The sequence below is a fragment of the Achromobacter veterisilvae genome (assembly GCF_037619525.1).
Classification (GTDB): Bacteria; Pseudomonadota; Gammaproteobacteria; order Burkholderiales; family Burkholderiaceae_B; genus Achromobacter; species Achromobacter veterisilvae.
Window position 1 is genome coordinate 257,897 of record NZ_CP148753.1, and the last position, 18,970, is coordinate 276,866.

Annotated in this window: 20 protein-coding genes; 11 read left to right on the forward strand and 9 right to left on the reverse strand. The window is 67.3% G+C overall.

Annotated features, from left to right (window positions below; all coding sequences use genetic code 11):
* Window position 1: 1 nt before the first annotated feature.
* From WHX56_RS01150 to WHX56_RS01160, 3 genes are read right to left on the reverse strand one after another with little or no spacing between them, the layout of a single operon-like run.
* Window positions 2-346 (reverse strand): succinate dehydrogenase, encoded by a 345-nt coding sequence (locus WHX56_RS01150; protein WP_129240928.1) that lies wholly within the window; start codon window positions 344-346, stop codon window positions 2-4.
* Window positions 343-678, reverse strand: a complete 336-nt coding sequence (locus WHX56_RS01155; RefSeq protein ID WP_338880050.1) for a succinate dehydrogenase — start codon at window positions 676-678, stop codon at window positions 343-345. The genes WHX56_RS01150 and WHX56_RS01155 overlap by 4 nt, the downstream gene beginning before the upstream one ends.
* 1 nt (window position 679) lies before the next feature.
* Window positions 680-1,414 carry a succinate dehydrogenase/fumarate reductase iron-sulfur subunit gene (locus WHX56_RS01160; RefSeq protein ID WP_338881731.1) on the reverse strand — a complete coding sequence of 245 codons (735 nt, stop codon included), beginning with the start codon at window positions 1,412-1,414 and terminating at the stop codon, window positions 680-682.
* 332 nt (window positions 1,415-1,746) lie between these two features.
* On the opposite strand from WHX56_RS01160, the gene WHX56_RS01165 reads away from it, so the two are divergent.
* The 10 genes from WHX56_RS01165 (at window position 1,747) to WHX56_RS01210 (ending at window position 12,020) form a co-directional block, all read left to right on the forward strand.
* Window positions 1,747-2,928 (forward strand): ABC transporter substrate-binding protein, encoded by a 1,182-nt coding sequence (locus WHX56_RS01165; RefSeq protein ID WP_338880051.1) that lies wholly within the window; start codon window positions 1,747-1,749, stop codon window positions 2,926-2,928.
* A gap of 4 nt (window positions 2,929-2,932) precedes the next feature.
* Window positions 2,933-3,802 (forward strand): branched-chain amino acid ABC transporter permease, encoded by an 870-nt coding sequence (locus WHX56_RS01170; protein ID WP_338880052.1) that lies wholly within the window; start codon window positions 2,933-2,935, stop codon window positions 3,800-3,802.
* Window positions 3,803-3,816: 14 nt separating this feature from the next.
* The gene (locus tag WHX56_RS01175; RefSeq protein WP_338880053.1) at window positions 3,817-4,758 is read left to right on the forward strand and encodes a branched-chain amino acid ABC transporter permease; all 942 of its coding nucleotides are present in this window, start codon (window positions 3,817-3,819) and stop codon (window positions 4,756-4,758) included.
* Between the two features lie 4 nt (window positions 4,759-4,762).
* Window positions 4,763-5,521: an ABC transporter ATP-binding protein gene (locus WHX56_RS01180; RefSeq protein WP_338880054.1), complete on the forward strand. Its 759-nt coding sequence runs from the start codon at window positions 4,763-4,765 to the stop codon at window positions 5,519-5,521.
* Window positions 5,508-6,224 (forward strand): ABC transporter ATP-binding protein, encoded by a 717-nt coding sequence (locus WHX56_RS01185; RefSeq protein WP_338880055.1) that lies wholly within the window; start codon window positions 5,508-5,510, stop codon window positions 6,222-6,224. Before WHX56_RS01180 ends, WHX56_RS01185 begins: the two co-directional genes overlap by 14 nt.
* Before the next feature lie 10 nt (window positions 6,225-6,234).
* Entirely contained in the window at window positions 6,235-7,710 is a 1,476-nt protein-coding gene (gene tcuA, locus WHX56_RS01190; protein WP_338880056.1) for an FAD-dependent tricarballylate dehydrogenase TcuA, read from the forward strand.
* A 37-nt stretch (window positions 7,711-7,747) separates the two neighbouring features.
* Complete coding sequence (locus WHX56_RS01195) at window positions 7,748-9,133, forward strand: flavocytochrome c (protein WP_338880057.1); 1,386 nt, start codon at window positions 7,748-7,750, stop codon at window positions 9,131-9,133.
* A gap of 14 nt (window positions 9,134-9,147) precedes the next feature.
* Window positions 9,148-9,948 carry a hypothetical protein gene (locus WHX56_RS01200; RefSeq protein WP_338880058.1) on the forward strand — a complete coding sequence of 267 codons (801 nt, stop codon included), beginning with the start codon at window positions 9,148-9,150 and terminating at the stop codon, window positions 9,946-9,948.
* A gap of 9 nt (window positions 9,949-9,957) precedes the next feature.
* Window positions 9,958-10,956, forward strand: coding sequence for an electron transfer flavoprotein subunit alpha/FixB family protein (locus WHX56_RS01205; RefSeq protein WP_338880059.1), 999 nt, complete (start codon window positions 9,958-9,960; stop codon window positions 10,954-10,956).
* 65 nt (window positions 10,957-11,021) lie between these two features.
* Window positions 11,022-12,020: a Bug family tripartite tricarboxylate transporter substrate binding protein gene (locus tag WHX56_RS01210; RefSeq protein WP_287753144.1), complete on the forward strand. Its 999-nt coding sequence runs from the start codon at window positions 11,022-11,024 to the stop codon at window positions 12,018-12,020.
* A 15-nt stretch (window positions 12,021-12,035) separates the two neighbouring features.
* Here WHX56_RS01210 and WHX56_RS01215 read toward each other — a convergent pair whose 3' ends face one another.
* From WHX56_RS01215 to WHX56_RS01235, 5 genes are read right to left on the reverse strand one after another with little or no spacing between them, the layout of a single operon-like run.
* Window positions 12,036-12,869 carry an aspartate/glutamate racemase family protein gene (locus WHX56_RS01215; protein WP_338880060.1) on the reverse strand — a complete coding sequence of 278 codons (834 nt, stop codon included), beginning with the start codon at window positions 12,867-12,869 and terminating at the stop codon, window positions 12,036-12,038.
* A 22-nt stretch (window positions 12,870-12,891) separates the two neighbouring features.
* Window positions 12,892-13,485 carry a cysteine hydrolase family protein gene (locus WHX56_RS01220; protein ID WP_129240940.1) on the reverse strand — a complete coding sequence of 198 codons (594 nt, stop codon included), beginning with the start codon at window positions 13,483-13,485 and terminating at the stop codon, window positions 12,892-12,894.
* Between the two features lie 43 nt (window positions 13,486-13,528).
* On the reverse strand, window positions 13,529-14,284 hold the full coding sequence (locus tag WHX56_RS01225; protein ID WP_338880061.1) for an SDR family NAD(P)-dependent oxidoreductase: 756 nt from the start codon (window positions 14,282-14,284) through the stop codon (window positions 13,529-13,531).
* Between the two features lies 1 nt (window position 14,285).
* Window positions 14,286-15,647, reverse strand: a complete 1,362-nt coding sequence (locus WHX56_RS01230; protein WP_338880062.1) for an MmgE/PrpD family protein — start codon at window positions 15,645-15,647, stop codon at window positions 14,286-14,288.
* Between the two features lie 13 nt (window positions 15,648-15,660).
* A complete protein-coding gene (locus tag WHX56_RS01235) occupies window positions 15,661-17,106 on the reverse strand; it encodes an FAD-dependent oxidoreductase (protein ID WP_338880063.1) in 1,446 nt (481 codons plus the stop codon).
* Between the two features lie 133 nt (window positions 17,107-17,239).
* On the opposite strand from WHX56_RS01235, the gene WHX56_RS01240 reads away from it, so the two are divergent.
* Window positions 17,240-18,193: a LysR family transcriptional regulator gene (locus WHX56_RS01240; RefSeq protein WP_287755217.1), complete on the forward strand. Its 954-nt coding sequence runs from the start codon at window positions 17,240-17,242 to the stop codon at window positions 18,191-18,193.
* Here the strand turns inward: WHX56_RS01240 and WHX56_RS01245 are convergent.
* Complete coding sequence (locus WHX56_RS01245) at window positions 18,141-18,950, reverse strand: aspartate/glutamate racemase family protein (protein WP_338880064.1); 810 nt, start codon at window positions 18,948-18,950, stop codon at window positions 18,141-18,143. The genes WHX56_RS01240 and WHX56_RS01245 overlap by 53 nt on opposite strands.
* Window positions 18,951-18,970: the final 20 nt, after the last annotated feature.

Genomic DNA, 18,970 nt, shown 5'->3' on the forward strand with positions numbered 1-18,970 from the left:
GTCAGATCACTCCAGAGATGAACACCAGGCCCGTCGCCATCGAAACCGCAAAGCCCCACCCGATCCAGGCGATGCGCGCGTCCCGCGTCGAATTCCAGGGCAGAAGCTCGAGCGCGAGAAGGCGCAGCCCGAAGAACATGTGGAGGGTGAGCAGCAGCACCAGCCCCCATTCGCCGACCTTCATCGCCGGCATCTCGGCAAGCTTCAAGAACCCGTCAAGCCGCGCTTCGTCCAGCGCCATGGCCAACACGTAGAAGTGGGCGGGCAGGAACAAGGCCAGCGCAAGGCCCGAGAGGCGATGCCCCAGAAAGGCCCAGTAGGCCCGGTGGTTGCGGGCTGACTTCATTGCGCGAGCCCTCCCACGGCCGCGACCGCGCGCAGGCCCAGAACGAGCAGGCCCGCGCCAAACGCCAGCCCAATGGCGGACGCCGGCTTGCGGCCGATCCGAAGCCATTCGATCAGGATGTTGCGGACGCCGATAGGAACGTGGATCGACACGCTCGCCACGAACAGGCCATAGAAAGCGATCCAGAACCAGTTCCCCTGGGTGCGCGAGAGAATTTCCCCCGCGGTCAGGCCGCCGCGGACCGCATAGATGATGAGTCCGACGTGCACGAAGACGAAGGGCGCCATGACCACCGCCGTGAGGCGCTGGAACGCAAAGAGGCGGGCTTCCATTTCAGCCCCCTTTGAGCAGGCTCAAGAGGGAGCTGCGCTTCAGCCCTGCGATGCTGCCGGTGGGACTCAGGCTCACCGGACAGTGCGTCATACAGCTTCCCTGGGTGTGACAGGAATTGCAGCCGCTGCCGGAGGTGGCCTTGTGCAGCACATCCTTCGGATCGGCATGCCGTTCGTCATTGAACAGCGTCCATGCCCTGTTCAGGGCGGCGGGGCCGAGATAGTCCTTGTCCCAGGAAACCACATCGCAGGCCGCGTAGCACACGCCGCAATTGATGCATTCGATGGCCGCGTCCGCCAGCTTTCGTTTCTTGCTCTGGGGCAGGACCGTCGCCGGCGGATCGTTGCGCGTGGCCGTGCCGACAAAGGTGTTTCCCGCTTTAGCCCACTTCTGGAAGAACTCGCGCATATCGACGACGAGGTCCTTGATCCGCGGCATATTGCGCAGCGGCTCGATCACGATCACGCCCCCTTCTTCCACGCGGCTCACGTGGGTCCGGCACGTCCAGCGGGGCTTGCCGTTGACCGTCATCGCACAGGACCCGCACACGCCGACGCGGCATGCGTAGCGATAAGACAGGCTGGGCTCCTGCGTCCGTTGGACTTCGGTCACGACGTCCAGGACCGTCTGGTTCTCCCGCCACGGGACCGAGTAGGTCGAAAAGGTTCCGTCTTCGGTTCCCCGAGAGATACGGACCGTGAGTTGCCTCTGATGTGTGGAATGCTTGCTGTCCATTTTCCGCCCTCGGGCGATACGCGGCGCCCATGAGCAGAATTCTGAAGCTTGCATATGGTTGAAGCAATATGGATTTAGTTGATATTTTTTGAAGTTATTTTTGCCCTCTTCAGAGGGCGGAAGGGCGATCGGGCGCCTTCCACGCCAACGCATGTTCAACGGCACGGGAAATCCCACACGTTCAATTAAATCGAAAAACACTTTCGACTGGGCGGCATTCCCCTGCATAGCCCGGCGCCGCACAATCGCCATGAGTCTCCTCGGCTTTCCTCGCCGAAGAGATCGATAAGAACAAATGACCTCATGCCACACAGACGGGCACAGGAGACACCATGGCGACCTTCTCACGCATGGCCAGCGCGCTGGCCGTCCTTGCATTGGCCGGCGGCATCGCGCATGCGGATGAAACCACCGGACTGACCCAGGACACCATCAAGATCGGCATCTTCGGCCCCATGACGGGCGCCGCGGCGCTGTTCGGCAAGGCCGTTTTCGGCGTCGAATCGGTCTACAAATCGGTCAACGACGCCGGGGGCATCCATGGCCGGAAGATCGTGCTCGTGCGCGAGGACACCGCCTGCGACCCCACGCGCGGCCTGGCGGCCTTCAAGAAGCTGGCCTCGCAGGACCAGGTGTTCGCCCTGGACGCCGGCCTGTGCAGCAATGTGGTCATGGCGGCCAAGGCCGACATCGAGAAATCCGACATTCCTTTCATGGGCCTGGGCGCGGCCACGCCCGGCATCGCCACGCCGCTGGCGGCCAATATGTTCCAGCCCGTGGCCACCACCGACGAGGTGGGCCGGTCGATGATCGACTTCGCCATGTCCAAGCCGGGCACCGCGAAGATCGCCATCATCAGCCACTCCGACGATTGGGGGAAATCCAACCGCGACCCGGCCGTCGCGTATCTCAAGTCCAAATATGGCCTGGCGCCGGCGCTGGACCTGACCATGGAACGCGGCTCCACCGACGCCACTCCGCAGATACTCAAGCTGCGCGGCGCCGGCGCCGATTTCGTGCTGGTGCTCATGTATCCGGCCGAAGTCGCCATTTTCATGCGCGACGCCTACAAATACGGCGTGAAGGTCCCGGTGCTGGCGCCGCAATCCATCTCGCTCGAGGACACCCGGAACCGTGTGGGCAGCCTGGCGCCGGTGGCCAACATGGCCGTCTACTACCCCTATTCCCATCCCACCGACACCCCCGAGATGCGGAAGTGGAGCGACCTGATCCACAAGTACTACCCCAACGAACGCATCGAGGCCTTCAGCTTTCTGGGCATGAGCGGGGCGCTGGCCATGGTGCAGGCGCTGAAGGACGCGGGCCCCGACCTGACCCGCTCCAAGCTCATCGCCGCCCTCGACAATATCCGGAACTTTGAATCCGGCATCTCGGCCACGCCGATCAGCTTTTCGCCGACCGACCACGCCGGCGTCAAGGGCGGCGCCTTCCTGCTCTATGGCAAGGACGGCAAGCCCGTGGTCGTGAAGCGCTGGCCCGACGCGCAAAAGTAGATCCATGCTGCTGCAATTGACCTTAAGCGGAATCGCCCAGGGCAGCATCTACGCGCTGCTGGCCCTGGGCATGACGGTGGTATTCCGCGCCACGGGCGTCGTCAATTTCGCGCATGGCGAATTCTTCATGCTGGGCGCCTTCGTGGTCTACGTGCTGATCCAGTACGTCGGCGCGCCGTTCGCCCTGGCCGCTCCGGTGGCCGTCGTGGCGATGTTCCTGATCGGGCGCGGCGTGGAACGCCTGGTCATCCGTCCCATCTCCCTGTCGCCGCACATCATCCTGGCGATGATGACGGTGGCGCTGTCCTATCTGTTCCGCGGCATCGCCCGCCTGTTCTGGGGCCGCGAAGTGCTGCCCATGCCGCCGGTCTTCTCGTTTCCGCCCATCGAGGCCGGCGACCTGATCATCACGGTGCAGGACATCCTGATGGCGGGCATGACGCTGGCGCTGGTCCTGGTGTTTTTCCTCTTCTTCAAGCTGACGCGCTTCGGCCGCATCGCCCAGGCCGCCTCGGCCAACCCGCGCGGCGCGGCGCTGGTCGGCATCGACGTGGACGCCTTCAGCGGCAATATGTGGGGCCTGGCGGCCGCGCTGGGCGGCATCACCGGCATCCTGGTCGCCCCGGTGACCCTGCTTTATCCCGACATGGGCGGGCAGACGCTCATCCGCGCATTTGCCGCCATGACGCTGGGCGGTTTCGGCAATCTGGGCGGCGCCGTCGTCGGCGGCCTGCGGCTGGGCGTCATGGAGCAATGGGCGGGCGGCTACCTGTCCACCGCGCTCATCGACATTTTTTCCTATCTCGTCATCGTCGTCGTCCTGATCGCGCGGCCGCAAGGCCTGTTCGGCCGGCCCGACCTGACACGCGTCTAGCATCGGAGACCCGCGTGCCGAAACGCCTGGCATTCCTCGTCGTCGCAGCCTTGCTGGTGGCCCTGCCCCTGGCCACCAATGACTACGTCCAGTATGTGCTGAATCTCATCCTGGTCTATGGCCTGGCCGCCGTGGGCTTCAACCTCGTGCTCGGCTACCTGGGCCAGCTCGCCTTCGCCAACATGGCCTTCTTCGGCATCGGCGCCTATGCGCTGGGCATTCTCATGGAACAGGCCGGCCTGTCCTTCTGGGCCGCCATCCTGCCGGCCGGCCTGGCTGGCGCCGCCGCGGGCCTGGTGGTGGGCTTGCCCGCGCTGCGGCTCAAGGGCTATTACCTCGCCATCGTGACCCTGGCCTTCGGCGAACTGATGCGCTGGGGCTATATCCACATGGATGCCTATACGCATGGTTCCAGCGGCCTGGCCATCCCCGCGCCGTCGCTGGGCGCCATGGCCCTGGAATCGCAGGCGCAACGCTACTACCTGATACTGGCCGCCGTGGCGCTGGTGATGTGGGGCACGTTCAACCTGCTGCGCTCGCGCATCGGGCGCGCCTGGGTCGCCATCCGCGAGAACGAATTCGCCGCCGCGTCGCTGGGCTACTGGCCCGCGCGCTACAAGGTGGCCGCCTTCGTGGCCAGCGGTTTCGTCACCGGCATCGCCGGCGCCCTTTTCGCCGTGCTGATCGGCCGCATCGCGCCCGACAGTTTCGGCCTGAACCAACTGCTGCTGCAATTCGCGGTGGTGATGATCGGCGGCATGGGCAGCGTCTGGGGATCGCTGCTGGGCGCGGCCCTCCTGACCGCCACGCCCGAGCTGCTGCGCAACGTTCCGGGCGCCGAAGAGATCTTCTTCAGCCTGATGCTGATGGCCGTGCTGCGCTTCATGCCGCGCGGACTGATGGGCGTACTCGCCGCGCGCCTGCCCCTGCTGCGCGAACGCCTTTACCGGAGCTGATGCCATGGCCTTGCTGGAACTCGACCGCGTCAGCGTCTCCTTCGCCGGGCTCAACGCCCTGACCGACGTGTCCTTCACGCTGGAAGCCGGACAGATACGCGCCATCATCGGCCCGAACGGCGCCGGCAAGTCCACGCTCTTCAACGCCATCACCGGCTATATCCCCGCGCACGCCGGCACGGTGCGCTTCGCAGGCCGCGATGTGCGGGGCATGCTGCCGCACCGCATCTCGGCCCTGGGCATGCGGCGGACCTTCCAGAATGGCGGCGCCTTCGCGTCGATGACCGTGCTGGAGAACGTGCTGTCCGGCCTGAGCCAGCAGACGGCAAGCTCCGCGATCGGCCTGCTCTTCGGCCTGCCCAAGGCGCGCGCCGCCGAACGCCAGGCCCTGGCGCGCGCCCATGCGCTGCTCGATCTGATGGGCATCGCCGCACTGGCCGACCGCAAGACCGCCGACCTCTCTTCTGGGCAGCAGCGCATCGTCGAGATTACGCGCGCCCTGGCCGCCAAGGCCGACTTGCTGCTGCTCGACGAGCCCGCCGTGGGCCTCTCGGCCAGCGAGCGCGACCATCTGATGCGCGTGCTGCGCGGCCTGGCCGCCGACGGCATCGCCATCCTGCTGGTCGAACACACGATCGACCTCGTCATGGCGGTGTCGGACTGCATCGCCGTGCTCAACTACGGCCAGTTGATCGCCGACGGCAAGCCCGAGGCCATCCGCTCGCACCCCGCCGTCCTGGAGGCGTATCTTGGCAAGCACTGAAGCCTTGTTGTCGGTCTCCGGCCTGGCCTACCGCTACGGCAAGGCCGCGGCGCTGCGCGGGATCTCGCTCGAGATACGCCCCGGCGAAGTCGTGGCCTTGCTGGGCGCCAACGGCGCGGGCAAGAGCACCCTCATCAATCTGGTCAGCGGTTTTCTCAAACCCGCGGCCGGAGACATCCGCATGCTGGGTCAGGCGATCGGTGGCATGCCGCCGTATCAGGTCTTCCGCCGCGGCGTGGTGCAGGTCTCGCAGGGCCGCGACCTGTTCCCCGCCATGACCGTGCGCGACAACCTGGAACTGGGCGCCGTGTCCCGCCAGGACGATATCTCCACCGACCTGGCCCGCGTCTACGACTATTTCCCCAGGCTGCGCGAGCGCCTCGACCAGCGGGTGGCCACGCTGTCCGGCGGTGAGCAGCAAATGGTGGCCATCGGCCGCGCGCTGATGGGCCGCCCCCGCGTGCTGCTGCTGGACGAACCCTCGGCCGGCCTCGCCCCGAGGTTCGTCGATGAAATCGGCCGCATCATGGGCGTGCTCAAGGACGGCGGCGCCACCATGATGATCGTTGAACAGAACCTGGCCCTGGCGCTGGGCCATGCCGACCGCTACTACATCCTGCGCGACGGCGCGCTGGCCGGCGCGGGCGTCCCTTCGGACCTCGGCGATGACTATGCCGCCGTGGCGCGCAACTACTACCTATAGGAAACACACGATGGAAATCTTCGATGTCGCCGTGATAGGCGGCGGCAACGCCGCCCTGTGCGCCGCCTTGTCGGCCCAGGAAGCGGGCGCCCGGGTCATCGTTATCGAGCGCGCCCCCAAGGACAACCGCGGCGGCAGTTCCGCCTTTACCGGCGGCGCTTTCCGCATCGCCTACAAAGGCAACGACGACCTCAAGACGCTGATCCCCGACCTGAGCGAGGACGAACTCGCCAACAGCGACTTCGGCAGCTACACGGAAGACCAGTTCTACAACGAGGCGGTAGCCATGAGCGGCTATCGCGCCGACGCCGACGTCCTCGACACGGTGGTCACCCAGAGCTTTCCCACCATGATGTGGATGCGTTCCCATGGCGTACGCTTCATGCCCATCTACGGCCGCCAGTCCTTCAAGGTGGACGGCAAGAACAAGTTCTGGGGCGGCCTGACCGTGGAGGTCTCGGGCGGCGGCCTGGGCCTCATGCAGGCGCTCTACGATCGCGCCGAGAAACTGGGCCTGGATCTGCGCTACGGCGCGCGCGCCTGCGGACTGGAGCGCGAAGGCGATGCCTGGACCGTCGCCCTGGAGGAGAACGGCGCCACCCGCAAGCTGCGGGCGCGCGCCGTGGTGCTCGCCACCGGCGGCTTCCATGCCAACGTGCGCTGGCGCGCCCAGTACCTGGGCCCCAACTGGGACCTCGCCAAGGTGCGCGGCTCGCGCTACAACACCGGCGACGGCATCGACATGGCGGTGGGCGCCGGCGCCATCGCGCATGGCAACTGGACAGGCTGCCACGCCGTGTTCTACGACCTGAATGCCCCCGCCTTCGGCGACATCAACCTGCTCAACCAGCAGAAGAACTATTTCAACCTGGGCATCGTGGTCAACGCCGATGGCCGGCGCTTCGTCGACGAGGGGCTGGACTTCCGCAACTACACCTACTCGGGCATGGGCGCCCGCGTGCTGGCCCAGCCGGGAGCCGTGGCCTGGCAGGTGTTCGATTCCAAGACCGCGGGCCTCCTGCCCGACGAGTACCGCGTCAAGCACGCCACCCGCCTGCAGGCCGACACGCTGGAAGAACTTTCCGCGCAAATGGAAGGCATCAATCCGCGCGGCTTTCTCCAGACGGTGCGCGAGTTCAACGACTCCATCGACCAGAGCGTGCCCTTCAACCCCGCGGTCAAGGATGGCCGCGCCACGCGCGGCCTGGCGGTACCCAAATCCAACTGGGCCCATCCCCTCGACACCGGCCCCTTCGTGGCCTACGCCGTCACCTGCGGCATCACTTGCACCTATGCCGGCGTCAAGGTCAATCCGAACGGCCAGGTGCTCGACGGCGACGACCATCCGCTGCCGGGCCTGTACGCGGCCGGCGAAATGGTCGGCGGCCTGTACTACGTCAAATATGCGGGCGGCATCGGCCTGACCGCCGGCTCGGTGCTCGGCCGCATTTCCGGCGCGCACGCCGCGTCGCTGGCCCGCGCGTGAGCCCGTTCCTGACATCACGACCCTATACGGATACCGCATGACAAATTCCGATCTGAATACCACCCTGGTGGTCGTCGGCGCCGGCATGGCCGGCTTCGCGGCCGCGCTTCAGGCCGCCCAGGACGGCAACGATGTCATCCTGCTGGAAAAGCTCGCCGAAACCGGCGGCTCGTCCGCCATGTCGGGCGGATGCCTGGCCTTTGCCGGCACCGACCTGCAATTGGCCAACGGCGTCGACGACTCGAATGAGCTGCTGTTCAAGGACCTGCGCGAAGTCGGCAAGTTCGAGAACGACGAAAGCCTGGTGCGCGCCTACGTCGACAACCAGCTCGACACCTACGAATGGATGAAGCGGGCCGGCGTGCAGTTTGGACCGCATATCGAAACCTCCTCGGGCCAGTCGGTGCCCCGCGTGCACAATGTGGATCCGGCCGACGCCGTGCGGGCGCTGGCGGCCAGCGCCCAGCGCACCGGCCGCGTCCGGCTGCTGGCCGACACCCGCGCGCTGCGCCTGATCCGCGACGCGCAAAGCGGCTGCGTCATCGGCGTGACCGCGGAGCGCGGCGGCGAAACCTTCAAGGTGCTGGGCAGCCGCGGAGTGGTGCTGACCAGCGGCGGTTTCGTGCAGAACGCCGGGCTTGTCCACCGCTATGCCCCGCAGTACAACGAGGAGACGGCCGTCTTCATCGGCGGCGCGGGCAATATGGGCGACGGCCTGAAGATGGCCCAGCAACTGGGCGCCGACTGCCGCGACATGATCTACATCAAAGGCACCTACGGCAAGCATCCCGCCGACGAGACCAACCACCACAGCCTCCTGGCGGTCTACAAGGGCGCCATCGCCGTCAACCAGAACGGCAAGCGCTACGTCGACGAGTCCATCTCGTACAAGCTGCTGGGCGACGCCTGCATCCAGCAACCCTATAGCGCCACCTTCCAGATCTTCGACCAGCCCATCTTCGATAGCGGCGACAACCAGACCCGCATCCTGGACATCGAACGGCGCCACGAGGAAGGCCTGGTCATCCAGGCGGACACGCTGGAGGAGCTGGCCGGCATGATCGAGGTGCCCGCCGACGCGCTGATCGGCACGGTCGACGCCTACAACCGCTACGTCGATGCCGGCCACGATCCCGAATTCGGCCGCGAGCACCTGGTGCACCAGCACGGCAAGCTGGTGAAAATCCAGAATGCTCCGTTCTACGCCTATCCCTCCGCCGCGGCCGTGTACGGGACCTATTGCGGCCTGTGCGTCGATGCCGCCATGCGCGTGCTGGACGTTTATGGCGAGCCGCTGGCGGGCCTGTACGCCGCGGGTGAGGTCGTGGGCGGCCTGCACGGCGCGGCCTACATGACCGGCTCCGCCCTGGGCAAGGCCGCCATCTTCGGCCGCATCGCCGCGCGTACCGCGCTGGCCAACTGAGACGGGGAACAGTCATGCATGTCGCTGTACTCCTCGCCGGCGTGGCCGATCCCAGGAAGCCGCTGCCCAAGCCCGCCTCGGGCGACTGGCGCGACCTGCCCGGCTCCGCCGCCGTCTCCTACAAGCTCAGTCCCTTCGACGAGGCGGCGCTGGAAATCGCGCTCAAGCTGCGCGACCAGGGCGCGGCGGCCCGCGTCACGGCCATCGTCACCGACGGCGCCCACGATCCGGCGCTGCTGCGGGCCATCGCGGCGCTCAAGCCCGACCGGGTGCGGGGCCTGTCGCCGCCCGCCGCTCAGCGCGGCAACCCGCCATGGCTGGCGCAGCATGCGCCCGGCCTGCTGCGCGAAGGCGATGCCTGGCCCGGCCTCATCCTGATCGGCCGAGAGCATGGCGATCTGGACGACGGCATGGCGCCGGCCTACCTGGCGGAAGCCTGGGGCCTGCCCTATGTGGGCCTGGCCTTGCAGGTGCAGGCCCGCGCGGAAGGCGGCTGGACGCTGTTGCGCAGCGGCGCGCAACAGGACGAATCGCTGGTCCTTCCGGCGCCTGCCATGGCCAGCATCAGCAACGACAAGAGCAATCGCCTGCGCCATCCGCTCATGAAGAACGTGGCGCTGGCCAAGCAATTCACATTCGAGCAGGCCACGCCGGATGCGGCGCAGCCCGCCGCCCGCGCCGCCTTGGTCCACGCCGCGCCGGCCGAAGCCGCCGCGCGCGGCGCGCAGGCCTGCAAGCTGTTCACCGGCCCGGTTCAAGCGCAGGCGGCCGCGCTTGCCGCCTACCTGCGCGCGCCGGCGACCGCCCACTCCTAGATGCCATCCATGTCCGATACTCCCACCCTCTTGGCCCTGGTCCCGGACTGCGGCAATGATCCGGCCGCCGACCGCGCCCTCATGGACCACGCCCGGCGACTCGCCGACGCCTGCGGCGGCGGCGCCCATGCCGTGCTGGCCGGGCCGCCGGCGGCAAGCGAAGCGGCATGGTCCAGCGCGCGGCTCGCCGGGCTGGACCATGCCTGGTTCATTCCGGCGCCGTCGCCCGCCCCGCAGCCGCAGCAATACGCCGACCTGTTCGCCGGCGCGCTGCAAACCGAAGTCCTGGCCGCGCATTTGCCTCATGCCCTGATGCTGGTGGCCGCCCATCCCGATAACGAGGCCTGCGCCGGCGCGCTGGCCTCGCGCCTGAGCGCGGTGCCGCTGGGCCGCTGCGCGACGCTTGAATTCGACCCGCAAGGCGGGCTGCGCGCCACGCGCGGCGCCTACGGCAACCGGCTTACCGTCACCCATGCCTGCACGGGCGCCATGATCGCCGCCGTCCGGCCCCTGGCCGGGCAAGCGTCCGCGCCGCCACGGCAAACCGCAATGCACATGCTCGACGGCCTGCCCGCCCCGCGGGCGGCGCTTCCGCTCACGCTTTTGCCGCGCAACGAACCCCACGCCGGTCTCGACGGCGCGCGCATCGTGGTGTCCGGCGGCCGCGGCATGGGCGACGACACGGCCTTCCCCCTCCTGTACGACATCGCGGCCAGGCTGGGCGGCGCGGTCGGCGCCAGCCTGCCCGCCGTCGATGCGGGCTGGGCGCCCGTGACCCGCCAGGTGGGCATATCCGGCAAGTACGTAAGCCCCGACATCTATCTGGCAATCGGGATTTCGGGTACACCCCAGCATCTGGCGGGCATCGATCCCCACACCCGCATCGTCGCCATCAACAAGGACGCCGAAGCCAATATTTTCAACGTCGCCGAGGCTGGCGCCGTCGCCGAGTGGCAAACCCTGCTGCCGGCCTTGTTGGACGCACTGGATACCATTCCAGCCCCTTGAACACCCCTATCGCGGCGCGCAGGCACAGAACGCGAAGACCATCCATGACAAGACGGAGACAAACCATGCAAAACCATCCCCCCACCCGCCGCGGCGCGCTGCGCAAGCTGGCGGCTTTCCTGGCCCTTCTTCCCCTGGCGGCCGCAGCCCCCGCCCTGGCCGCGGACAATTTCCCCAGCAAGCCCATACGCCTCATCGTGAGCTATCCGCCCGGCGGCTCCAACGACATCGCCGCGCGCATCATCGCGCCGGAACTGGGCCAGGCCCTGGGCGCTTCGGTCGTGGTGGAAAACCGGGCCGGCGCCAGCGGCGTCATCGGCGCGGACCACGTCGCCAAATCGGACCCCGATGGCTATACGCTGCTGCTCTCGAGCATCAGCCCCATCGTGCTGGCGCCCCAGACCATGAAGTCGCCGCCCTTTTACGCGCCCAAGGCGTTCAAGGCCGTCAACATGATGGCGCTTACGCCGGAAGCCATCGCCGTCGGCCCCCGATTGAGCGGCGTCAAGACCTTGAAGGAACTGCTGGATCGCGCCAAGACGCAGCAGATAACCTTGTCCTCCTCCGGCTCGGGCGGCCTGCCCCACCTGACCATCGAACTGCTCCGCAAGGTCCAGGGCAATATCCTCCACGTGCCCTACAAGGGCGCGGGGCCCGCCGTTACCGACACGCTGGGCGGCCACGTGGACGGCATCGTGATGGATCTGCCGCCCCTTTACAGCCTGATCAAGGAAAACCGCCTGACGGCGCTGGCCGTCACCAGCGAGAAGCGCGTGGACTTCCTGGCCGACGTTCCCACCGCCCAGGAATTCCTGCCGGGCTTCAACGTCGAGAACTGGGTGGGCATCTTCGCGCCGGCGGGCACGCCCGACGCCATCGTCGCAAAGGTGGATGCGGCCTTGCGCCACGCAGTGGCCCAACCCAAAGTGAAGACGGCGCTGGCCGATGCCGCCATGGCGCCCGCGGTCATGGACACGCCGCAGGACTTCCAGAAACGGCTGGCCGACGACTACGTGCGCTGGGGCAAGGTCATCCAGGATGCCGGCGTCGAAATGACGAATTGACGAACCGGGCCGCGCCTAGCCGGCGCGACCCGAGAATGCACTTTCCGGATAGGCGGCCGCGCCCAGGGCCTGCCTGGCGTGGCGCCTCATGGCCTCGGTGGGCGAGGCGTAGAGCTGCCGCCGGCTGATGTCGAGACAACCGGCGGCGCGGGCGTTCGCGAAGAACGCCGCATGGTGGAACAACACGCCCAGCGCGTCGAGCACGGCCGCGCCCTCCACCGACAGCAGCCGGTGCCGCACCAGGAACTCGTTGAGCACGCCGTCTCCCGGGATGATGACTTCGGCGCCTTGCGCCAGGGCGACGCGGCAGGCCTCGATGAACCGGTCCCGGACGGAGGCCGCCGCGGCCTCGTCGCCCTCCAGGTCGAACAGATCAACCGCGGGGCTCATCGACACCACGCCCGACAGGCGCCCGGACAAACCGTATTGCGCCGCCAGGTCTTCGGTCTGCATTTTCTGGAATGGCGTCAGCGCGATCATGCCGACCCTGCGGCCCAGGGAACAGGCGGTCAACAGGCAGCTCTCGGTCAGGCTGACCACGGGAATGTCCACCAGGGACCGCGCCTCGACCAGGCCCGGGTCGAAGAAGCAGCCCAGCGCGAACGCGTCGTAGCCCGCGGCCTGCGCGGTTTCGGCGGCCTCACAGACCTGGCGGACATTGAGCAGGCGCATGCCCGCGCTGCTGTTGACGCTCATCGGCGCGACGCCGGGAGGATAGGTGCCCGGGCGCAGACCGTGCACCACGACTTGCGCCCGTGCTCCCATGACCGCATCGGCATGCGCCTGCAACGTGTCGCGATACTTCGCGAACACGTCCAGGTCGGTAAAGCTCTGATGCCAGATTTTCACGGTCTATCCTCCCATGCCCGCGTCAGGGGTGAGCGAACACCACGGTTTCGCTGCTCTCTGTCTTGCAGAACCGGCCGATGCTGCCGACCGAGTTGGCGTGTTCCTGCGCGCTGTGCGCCGCGCACAGGTCTTCGAGCAGGATCATTTCGTAGTCGCGGTCATGGCCGTCGCGCGCGGTGGCCTGCACCACGGCCTGCGTGGAGACGCCCGAGAAATAGATGCGCTGGATGTTCTGGGCGCGCAACTGGGCTTCCAGCGTGGTCGAGTAGAACGGGCTGACGCGATGCTTGACGACCTGGATGTCGCCCACCTTCTGTTCAAGTTCCGGGTGGATCTCGGTGCCCCACGCGCCCAGTTTGAACAGGCCGTGCTGCGGCGCGGCCGAGAACACCTGAGAACCTTGCGGGCATTCGGGATAGCCTTCCGAGAAGCCGACCCGCACAAAGCCCACGGCGATGCCGGCGGCGCGGGCGCGCGCAATCGCGCTGGCCGTCTTGGCGATCAGTTGGCGTTCGCGCACTTGCTCGCCCAGCGGGCTCTTGCCATTGGGACCGTCGGCGTGCACCAGGTCGTTCTGCATGTCGAGGACCAGGAATAGGGCTCGGGGTTGTTGCATGGTTGAATCTGCCTTAAAAAAAGTTTGCTTGGGTAAAGAACGTTCAATCGCACCAGATGCCGCCATTGACATCCAGTATCTCGCCGGTGACGAAGCCGGATTGCGGCGCGGCCAGGAACAGCACGGCCGCGGCGATTTCGTCCGCCGCCCCCATGCGGCCCATGGGAATCAGGTCGCGCAGGGTCTGTGGAAAATTGGTGGTCATGGCCGACGCGACCGGCCCGGGCGCCACGGCATTGACCGTAATGTTGGCCGACGCCAGTTCCTTGGCCAGGAAGGCCGTCATGATGTGCACGCCGGCCTTGGACGCGCCGTAGGCGACGTTGCTGGCGCGGTCCTGTTCGCCTGGCGCCAGCCAGGGGCGCGGATTGCCGCCATTCTTGCCGATCACCGAGCCCATGTTGACGATGCGGCCGCCGCCTGCGCGCTTCATGTGGCCGATGGCGGCCTGGCAGCACAGGAAGGTGCCCTTGAGGTTGATGTCCATGACGCGGTCCCATTCCGCCTCGGCCAGGGTTTCGGCGTTGCCCATGGACACGATGCCGGCCACGTTCACCAGGATATCCAGGCGGCCCAGCCGAGCGACGACATCGTCCATGCAGCGCACGATGTCGTCGCGGCGCGTGACGTCCAGGGGCGCGCCCTGGACGCCGGGAACAGGCGGCTCGAACGCCACGCGATCGGCGGCGACGACTTGCGCGCCGTGCGCGGCCAGAGCAGTGCAGACCGCCCGCCCGATGCCGCCGGCCCCGCCCGTCACCAGGGCGACCCGGCCCGAGAAAAGATCATCGCGATACATGTCATGATTCCTTGAAAGTCATATCGAAGGCCGCCTGCACGCGGCCTTGCATCAGGGTGGTCCACAAAGCCTCGGCCCGGTCCGGCCAGGCCGCGTGCCGCAGGCAGTCATCGAATTTCTTCCTGGCGAGCGTCCCGTCGACCCGGAGATCTTCCGCCTGGAAAGAGGCTTGCCGCAGCACTCGCCCGCCGTCCAGCAAAGCCAGCACCGCCTGCGGATGCCCCGGGTTGTCGGGCAGGCCGTCCTCCAGCTCGATTCTTTCGGCCATGCGCAGGACGGCCGCGTCCGCCAGCGCCTGGCTGGACAGCCCTTGCAGCGTGGGCGCCCCATGCACGAGGGTATAGGCCGTCATGAAGGGAATGCTGTACTTGGCGTCCTGCAGCGTGGCGGGCCGCCGGCGCTGGGCCAGCGGCCGGCAGAGGCGGCCCGCGGAGGGGTTGACCGCCACGCGCAGCCGCGCCTCGGGATGCGCCAGACAGGCCTCGCGCGCGGCCAGCGCGACGGCGACGTACGGATGCGACAAACGGCAACTGGGCCAGGGCTTGATGTCCACCTGCCGCGCGTGCCAGATCGAAAAATCCAGCAGCATGGCGCGCTGCCGCGAAGACAGGGCGCCCGCGAGATACAGGCGGAACAACCCGGCCTCGCCGTCCATGGCGCCGGCAGGCCCGGTCACCCCGGCGCGCGCCAGCAGGGCGGCCTGCAGGCCGCCCTGCGCAGCGAACGCCGGATAGATGCCGCGCGCCGTCGCGCCGGTGCCGAAGCCGGCCTCCTTGCCGCCGGCTAGCTGCATATAGGCCAGGCCGAGCGCCGAGACCAGTTGCCGCGGGTTCAGCCCCAGCACGAGCCCGGCCGCCACACTGGCGCCCAGATAGCCGAACAATTGGGTCAGAAACCATTCCGCGCCCGGGCCTTCGCCCTGCGGCGCGCAAATCGCCCCCAGCCGGCACATCAGCTCGCTGCCCAGCGCCACCGCGTCGACCACCGCCGCGTCCGTGGCCCGCGTCAGGCCCGCGGCCGCCATGGCGGCCGGGAGCACGCAGGTGCTGGGATGCAGGCGCCCGACATCGTGGATGTCGTCGTAGTCGAGGATGTGGATCAGCGACGAATTGATGAAGGCGGCCGCCAGCGGCGCGGCGCGCCCCCCGCCGACCAGGCCGCTCGTCCCCGCGCCATGGCCCGCGAGCAAGCCCTGGATCACCTGTCCGCCCAGCTCGGTGCCGCGGGCCGCCAGCGCGATGCCGAGAGAATCGGCGATGTGCAGGCGCGTCTTGGCCCGCATATCCTCGGGCACGCCGGCATGGCTCGCCTGCAGCAGGGCCTGCGCCAGTTCGATGCTCAGCGATGTACTGTCCGCTGCCATGTCCGGCCCCAGCCTAACGCGCGTCCGCGATATGGTTGCCCGACCGGCGGCCGAACACCAGCCCCTTGAGCACCGACGTGGCGCCGGTGTAGTTGGTGTAGTACGTGCCCACGATTTCGCCCGCCGCGTAGAGGTTCTCCATGGGATTGCCGTCGGTGTCGAGCACCTGTCCCGAGGGGTTGATCTTCAGGCCGCCGAAGGTGAAGACGTTCGACGAAATGATGGGATAGGCAATGAAGGGGCCTTGCTCGATGCGGCGCGACCAATGCGACTTGCGCGGCGCGAGGCCCTGCGTGGCCAGGCCGTCGAGTTCCAGCGGCTTGAAGCCGTCCTCGGCCGGGCAGGCCGCGTTGTAGCTTTCCAGGGTGGCCTCCAGCGCGCCTTCCGGAAGACCGATCTTGGCGGCCAGCGCGGCCAGCGTGTCGGCCTCGATGGCGGGCTGGTCGGTGCGGATGGCCAAGCGATAATTGGGCACGTCCTTCACGCGCTGGTCCAGGATGACGTACGCGATGCCCTGTTCCTGCTCGTAGATGCGGCGGGTGACGCGCTCGTAATAAGCATCGACCGTGCCCGGGGCCTCGTCGGTGAAGCGCTGGCCCGCTTTGTTGACCAGGACGCCGTACGGAAAGATGAAGATCGACGGTTCCGACACGCCCGAACGCGGGTCGACCGGCTCGGCGTGGTAGCTGCCGAATTCGCCGCTGGGCGCCGCGCCCGCCTCGAACGCCATCTCGATGCCTTCGCCGCGGTTGAAGTACCCGCCCTTGCACACCGGGCGCAGGTAGACCGAACGCGGACCGATGTACTTGGCCATAAGCGCCGAGTTGCCTTCGAAGCCGCCGCATGCCAGCACCACTTTGCCCATCAGGCGCACGCCGCCCTCCTGCGCATGGTGGGCGAGCAAGCCCTGGACCGTGCCGTTGTCATCGACGATCAGGCGCCGCGCGGTGGTGTGGTAGAGGAAAGTCACGCCCAGGCTTTCGGCCTTGGCGGCCAGGGCCTCGACCAGCGCCTCGCCGCCGCCCACCGGCAAGAGGCGGGGCTGGGTCTTGGTCAGGAACTGCGTGGGCAGGAAGTCGAACTTCACGCCCATGCCCTGCAGCCAGGCGATGGTTTCCGGCACATGGTCGGCGAAGCAACTGATCAGCTCGGGGTCCAGCACCGGCAACGTGCGCGCGGCGTGCGACCACGACTCGCGGCCCTGCGCCATCTCGGCCTCGAAATCGGGGTCCATATAGACCGCGGCGTTTTCGGCCAGATGCGTCTCGAAGTCATCGGACACCTGGTCGATGGCCTTCATGCGCAGGTAGGCCTCGGTGTAGCGGCTCTGGCCGCCCCGGTCGGCGCGGCTCGCGCGCTCGAGCACCGCCACCTGCAAGCCACGCTCGGCCGCCGCCACGGCCGCGGACAGGCCCGCCACGCCGCAACCGGCCACCACGACATCGAATGTACGTTCCATGCTCTCCATCCTTTGGGAAATAGACATCGGCGCCGTATTTATCGGCGCTACACTCGATAGAGTAGGATGCTCGCTGTCCGTGTGTTAGCCCTTGGCGGCTAATGCGCAATTAGAAAAAATCGAAAGGAGACTCATGGACAAACTATGGGCCATGGAGGTGTTCGTACGCGTCATGGAATGCGGCAGCCTCTCGCGCGCCGCCGAATCGCTGGACCTCGCCAACGCCACCGTTACCACCAGCCTGCGCAACCTGGAAGCGCACCTGGGCACAACGCTGATCCAGCGCAACTCCCGGCACCTGCACCTCACCGAAGAGGGACGGATATTCCTGCCGCATTGCCAGGAGATCCTGCGCAGCGTGGCGCGCGCGGAATCGGATGTGAAGATCCAGGGCAGCGAGGTCGTCGGCCCGCTGCGCGTGGAGGCGCCGTTCGCCATCGGCCAGAATCTGCTGTGCCCTGCCCTGGTCGAACTCACCCGCCGCCACCCGGGCCTGTCCGTTTCCGTTTCGTTGACCAACGATCCGCACAACCTCATCGAACGCGCCACCGACGTGGCGATCCGCATGGACCGCGTGGAAGACGCCGACCTGGTGGGCCGGCCCATCTACGAAGCGCAATACATCGTATGCGGCACGCCGGAAGTGGTCGGCGCCATGCGCGCCGCCACGCCGCGCGACCTGGACCCCGGCCGCTGCCTGGGGCTGTTCGCCGAAGGCAACCACACGCCCAATCCCTGGCGCTTCTCCAAGGACGAGGACGAAGTGGTGGTGAACCCCGGCGGGCCGCTCAGTTTCAACAATACGGCGGCGCTGATCCAGGCCGCCCTGCAGGACGTAGGCCTGATCTACGTGCTGGACGTCTTCGTGAGCGACCTGGTCAAGCAGGGCAAGCTGGTCGAGCTCTTCCCCGACTGGCAGACCAGCAAGCGGACCTTCCACGCCGTGACGGTCAAATCGCGTTTCGCGGCGCCCAAGGTGCGCGCCTTCATCGACTTCCTGCTGGAAATCTTCGATGCGCGGCGCCGCCCCAGCGTCACGACGATGATTGCAGTCGGTCCAGGCCGTAAAAAGAGAAAACCTCTCTGACGCGCTCGGGCTCGGGGGGCTTGTGGTAATAGCCCCTGCGGCAGGTCTTGATGCCGCACAGGGTCCGCAGATCGTGCATGGTCTCGGCCTGCTTCACCCACGCGGCCAGCGAATCCAGGATGGGCACGCCGTCCACGTCGACGACGCCGTTCTGCGCCAGCAGCACATTGAGCGGCGCCTCGCCCGGAATGATGACGTCGGCGCCCTGCGCGATCAGCCTGCGCGCCGCGGCCTGGAAGCGCTCGATCAGCTCGGAGGGGTCGCTGAAGCCCTTGAGCACGTCGCTGAACGTAAAACCCACCGGCATGGCGCCCACGAAGCGCGATTCGAGCCCGTGGTTCTTGACGTTCTCGGCGATGAGTTCGTTCATGTCGTCGATGAAGAGCAGCACGCCGAACTTGCGGCCCAGCATGCAGGCCGTCAGCATGGCGGACTCGCCATAGCCCACCACCGGAATGTCCACCAGGCTGCGGATTTCGCGCAGGGCCGGCTCGGGCAGCGTGCTCAGCGAATAGACGTCGTAGCCCTGCTGTTGGGCCTGCACCGCGGCCGCCATGAACTGCAAGCCATGCACATACTGGAAGGCCGCATGGCGGATATCGTTGCCGGGATAATTGCTGCGGTAGGTGCCGGCCTGCATGCCGTGCATGTCGATCTGCGTGTCGGGCCGCGCCACCTTGGAAAAGTGGCGCTTGAGCGCCTCGCTGTAGGGCCCGAGGTCGTTGAGTACGGTAAAGCTTTGATGCCAGATTTTCATATAACCACTGTATAGGACGG

Coding starts and splice junctions, on each gene's coding strand:
- WHX56_RS01150 (WP_129240928.1), bottom strand. CDS start 346: ATGAAGTCAGCCCGCAACCACCGGGCCTACTGGGCCTTTCTGGGGCAT.
- WHX56_RS01155 (WP_338880050.1), bottom strand. CDS start 678: ATGGAAGCCCGCCTCTTTGCGTTCCAGCGCCTCACGGCGGTGGTCATG.
- WHX56_RS01160 (WP_338881731.1), bottom strand. CDS start 1,414: ATGGACAGCAAGCATTCCACACATCAGAGGCAACTCACGGTCCGTATC.
- WHX56_RS01165 (WP_338880051.1), top strand. CDS start 1,747: ATGGCGACCTTCTCACGCATGGCCAGCGCGCTGGCCGTCCTTGCATTG.
- WHX56_RS01170 (WP_338880052.1), top strand. CDS start 2,933: ATGCTGCTGCAATTGACCTTAAGCGGAATCGCCCAGGGCAGCATCTAC.
- WHX56_RS01180 (WP_338880054.1), top strand. CDS start 4,763: ATGGCCTTGCTGGAACTCGACCGCGTCAGCGTCTCCTTCGCCGGGCTC.
- tcuA (WP_338880056.1), top strand. CDS start 6,235: ATGGAAATCTTCGATGTCGCCGTGATAGGCGGCGGCAACGCCGCCCTG.
- WHX56_RS01195 (WP_338880057.1), top strand. CDS start 7,748: ATGACAAATTCCGATCTGAATACCACCCTGGTGGTCGTCGGCGCCGGC.
- WHX56_RS01200 (WP_338880058.1), top strand. CDS start 9,148: ATGCATGTCGCTGTACTCCTCGCCGGCGTGGCCGATCCCAGGAAGCCG.
- WHX56_RS01205 (WP_338880059.1), top strand. CDS start 9,958: ATGTCCGATACTCCCACCCTCTTGGCCCTGGTCCCGGACTGCGGCAAT.
- WHX56_RS01210 (WP_287753144.1), top strand. CDS start 11,022: ATGCAAAACCATCCCCCCACCCGCCGCGGCGCGCTGCGCAAGCTGGCG.
- WHX56_RS01220 (WP_129240940.1), bottom strand. CDS start 13,485: ATGCAACAACCCCGAGCCCTATTCCTGGTCCTCGACATGCAGAACGAC.
- WHX56_RS01225 (WP_338880061.1), bottom strand. CDS start 14,284: ATGTATCGCGATGATCTTTTCTCGGGCCGGGTCGCCCTGGTGACGGGC.
- WHX56_RS01230 (WP_338880062.1), bottom strand. CDS start 15,647: ATGGCAGCGGACAGTACATCGCTGAGCATCGAACTGGCGCAGGCCCTG.
- WHX56_RS01235 (WP_338880063.1), bottom strand. CDS start 17,106: ATGGAACGTACATTCGATGTCGTGGTGGCCGGTTGCGGCGTGGCGGGC.
- WHX56_RS01240 (WP_287755217.1), top strand. CDS start 17,240: ATGGACAAACTATGGGCCATGGAGGTGTTCGTACGCGTCATGGAATGC.
- WHX56_RS01245 (WP_338880064.1), bottom strand. CDS start 18,950: ATGAAAATCTGGCATCAAAGCTTTACCGTACTCAACGACCTCGGGCCC.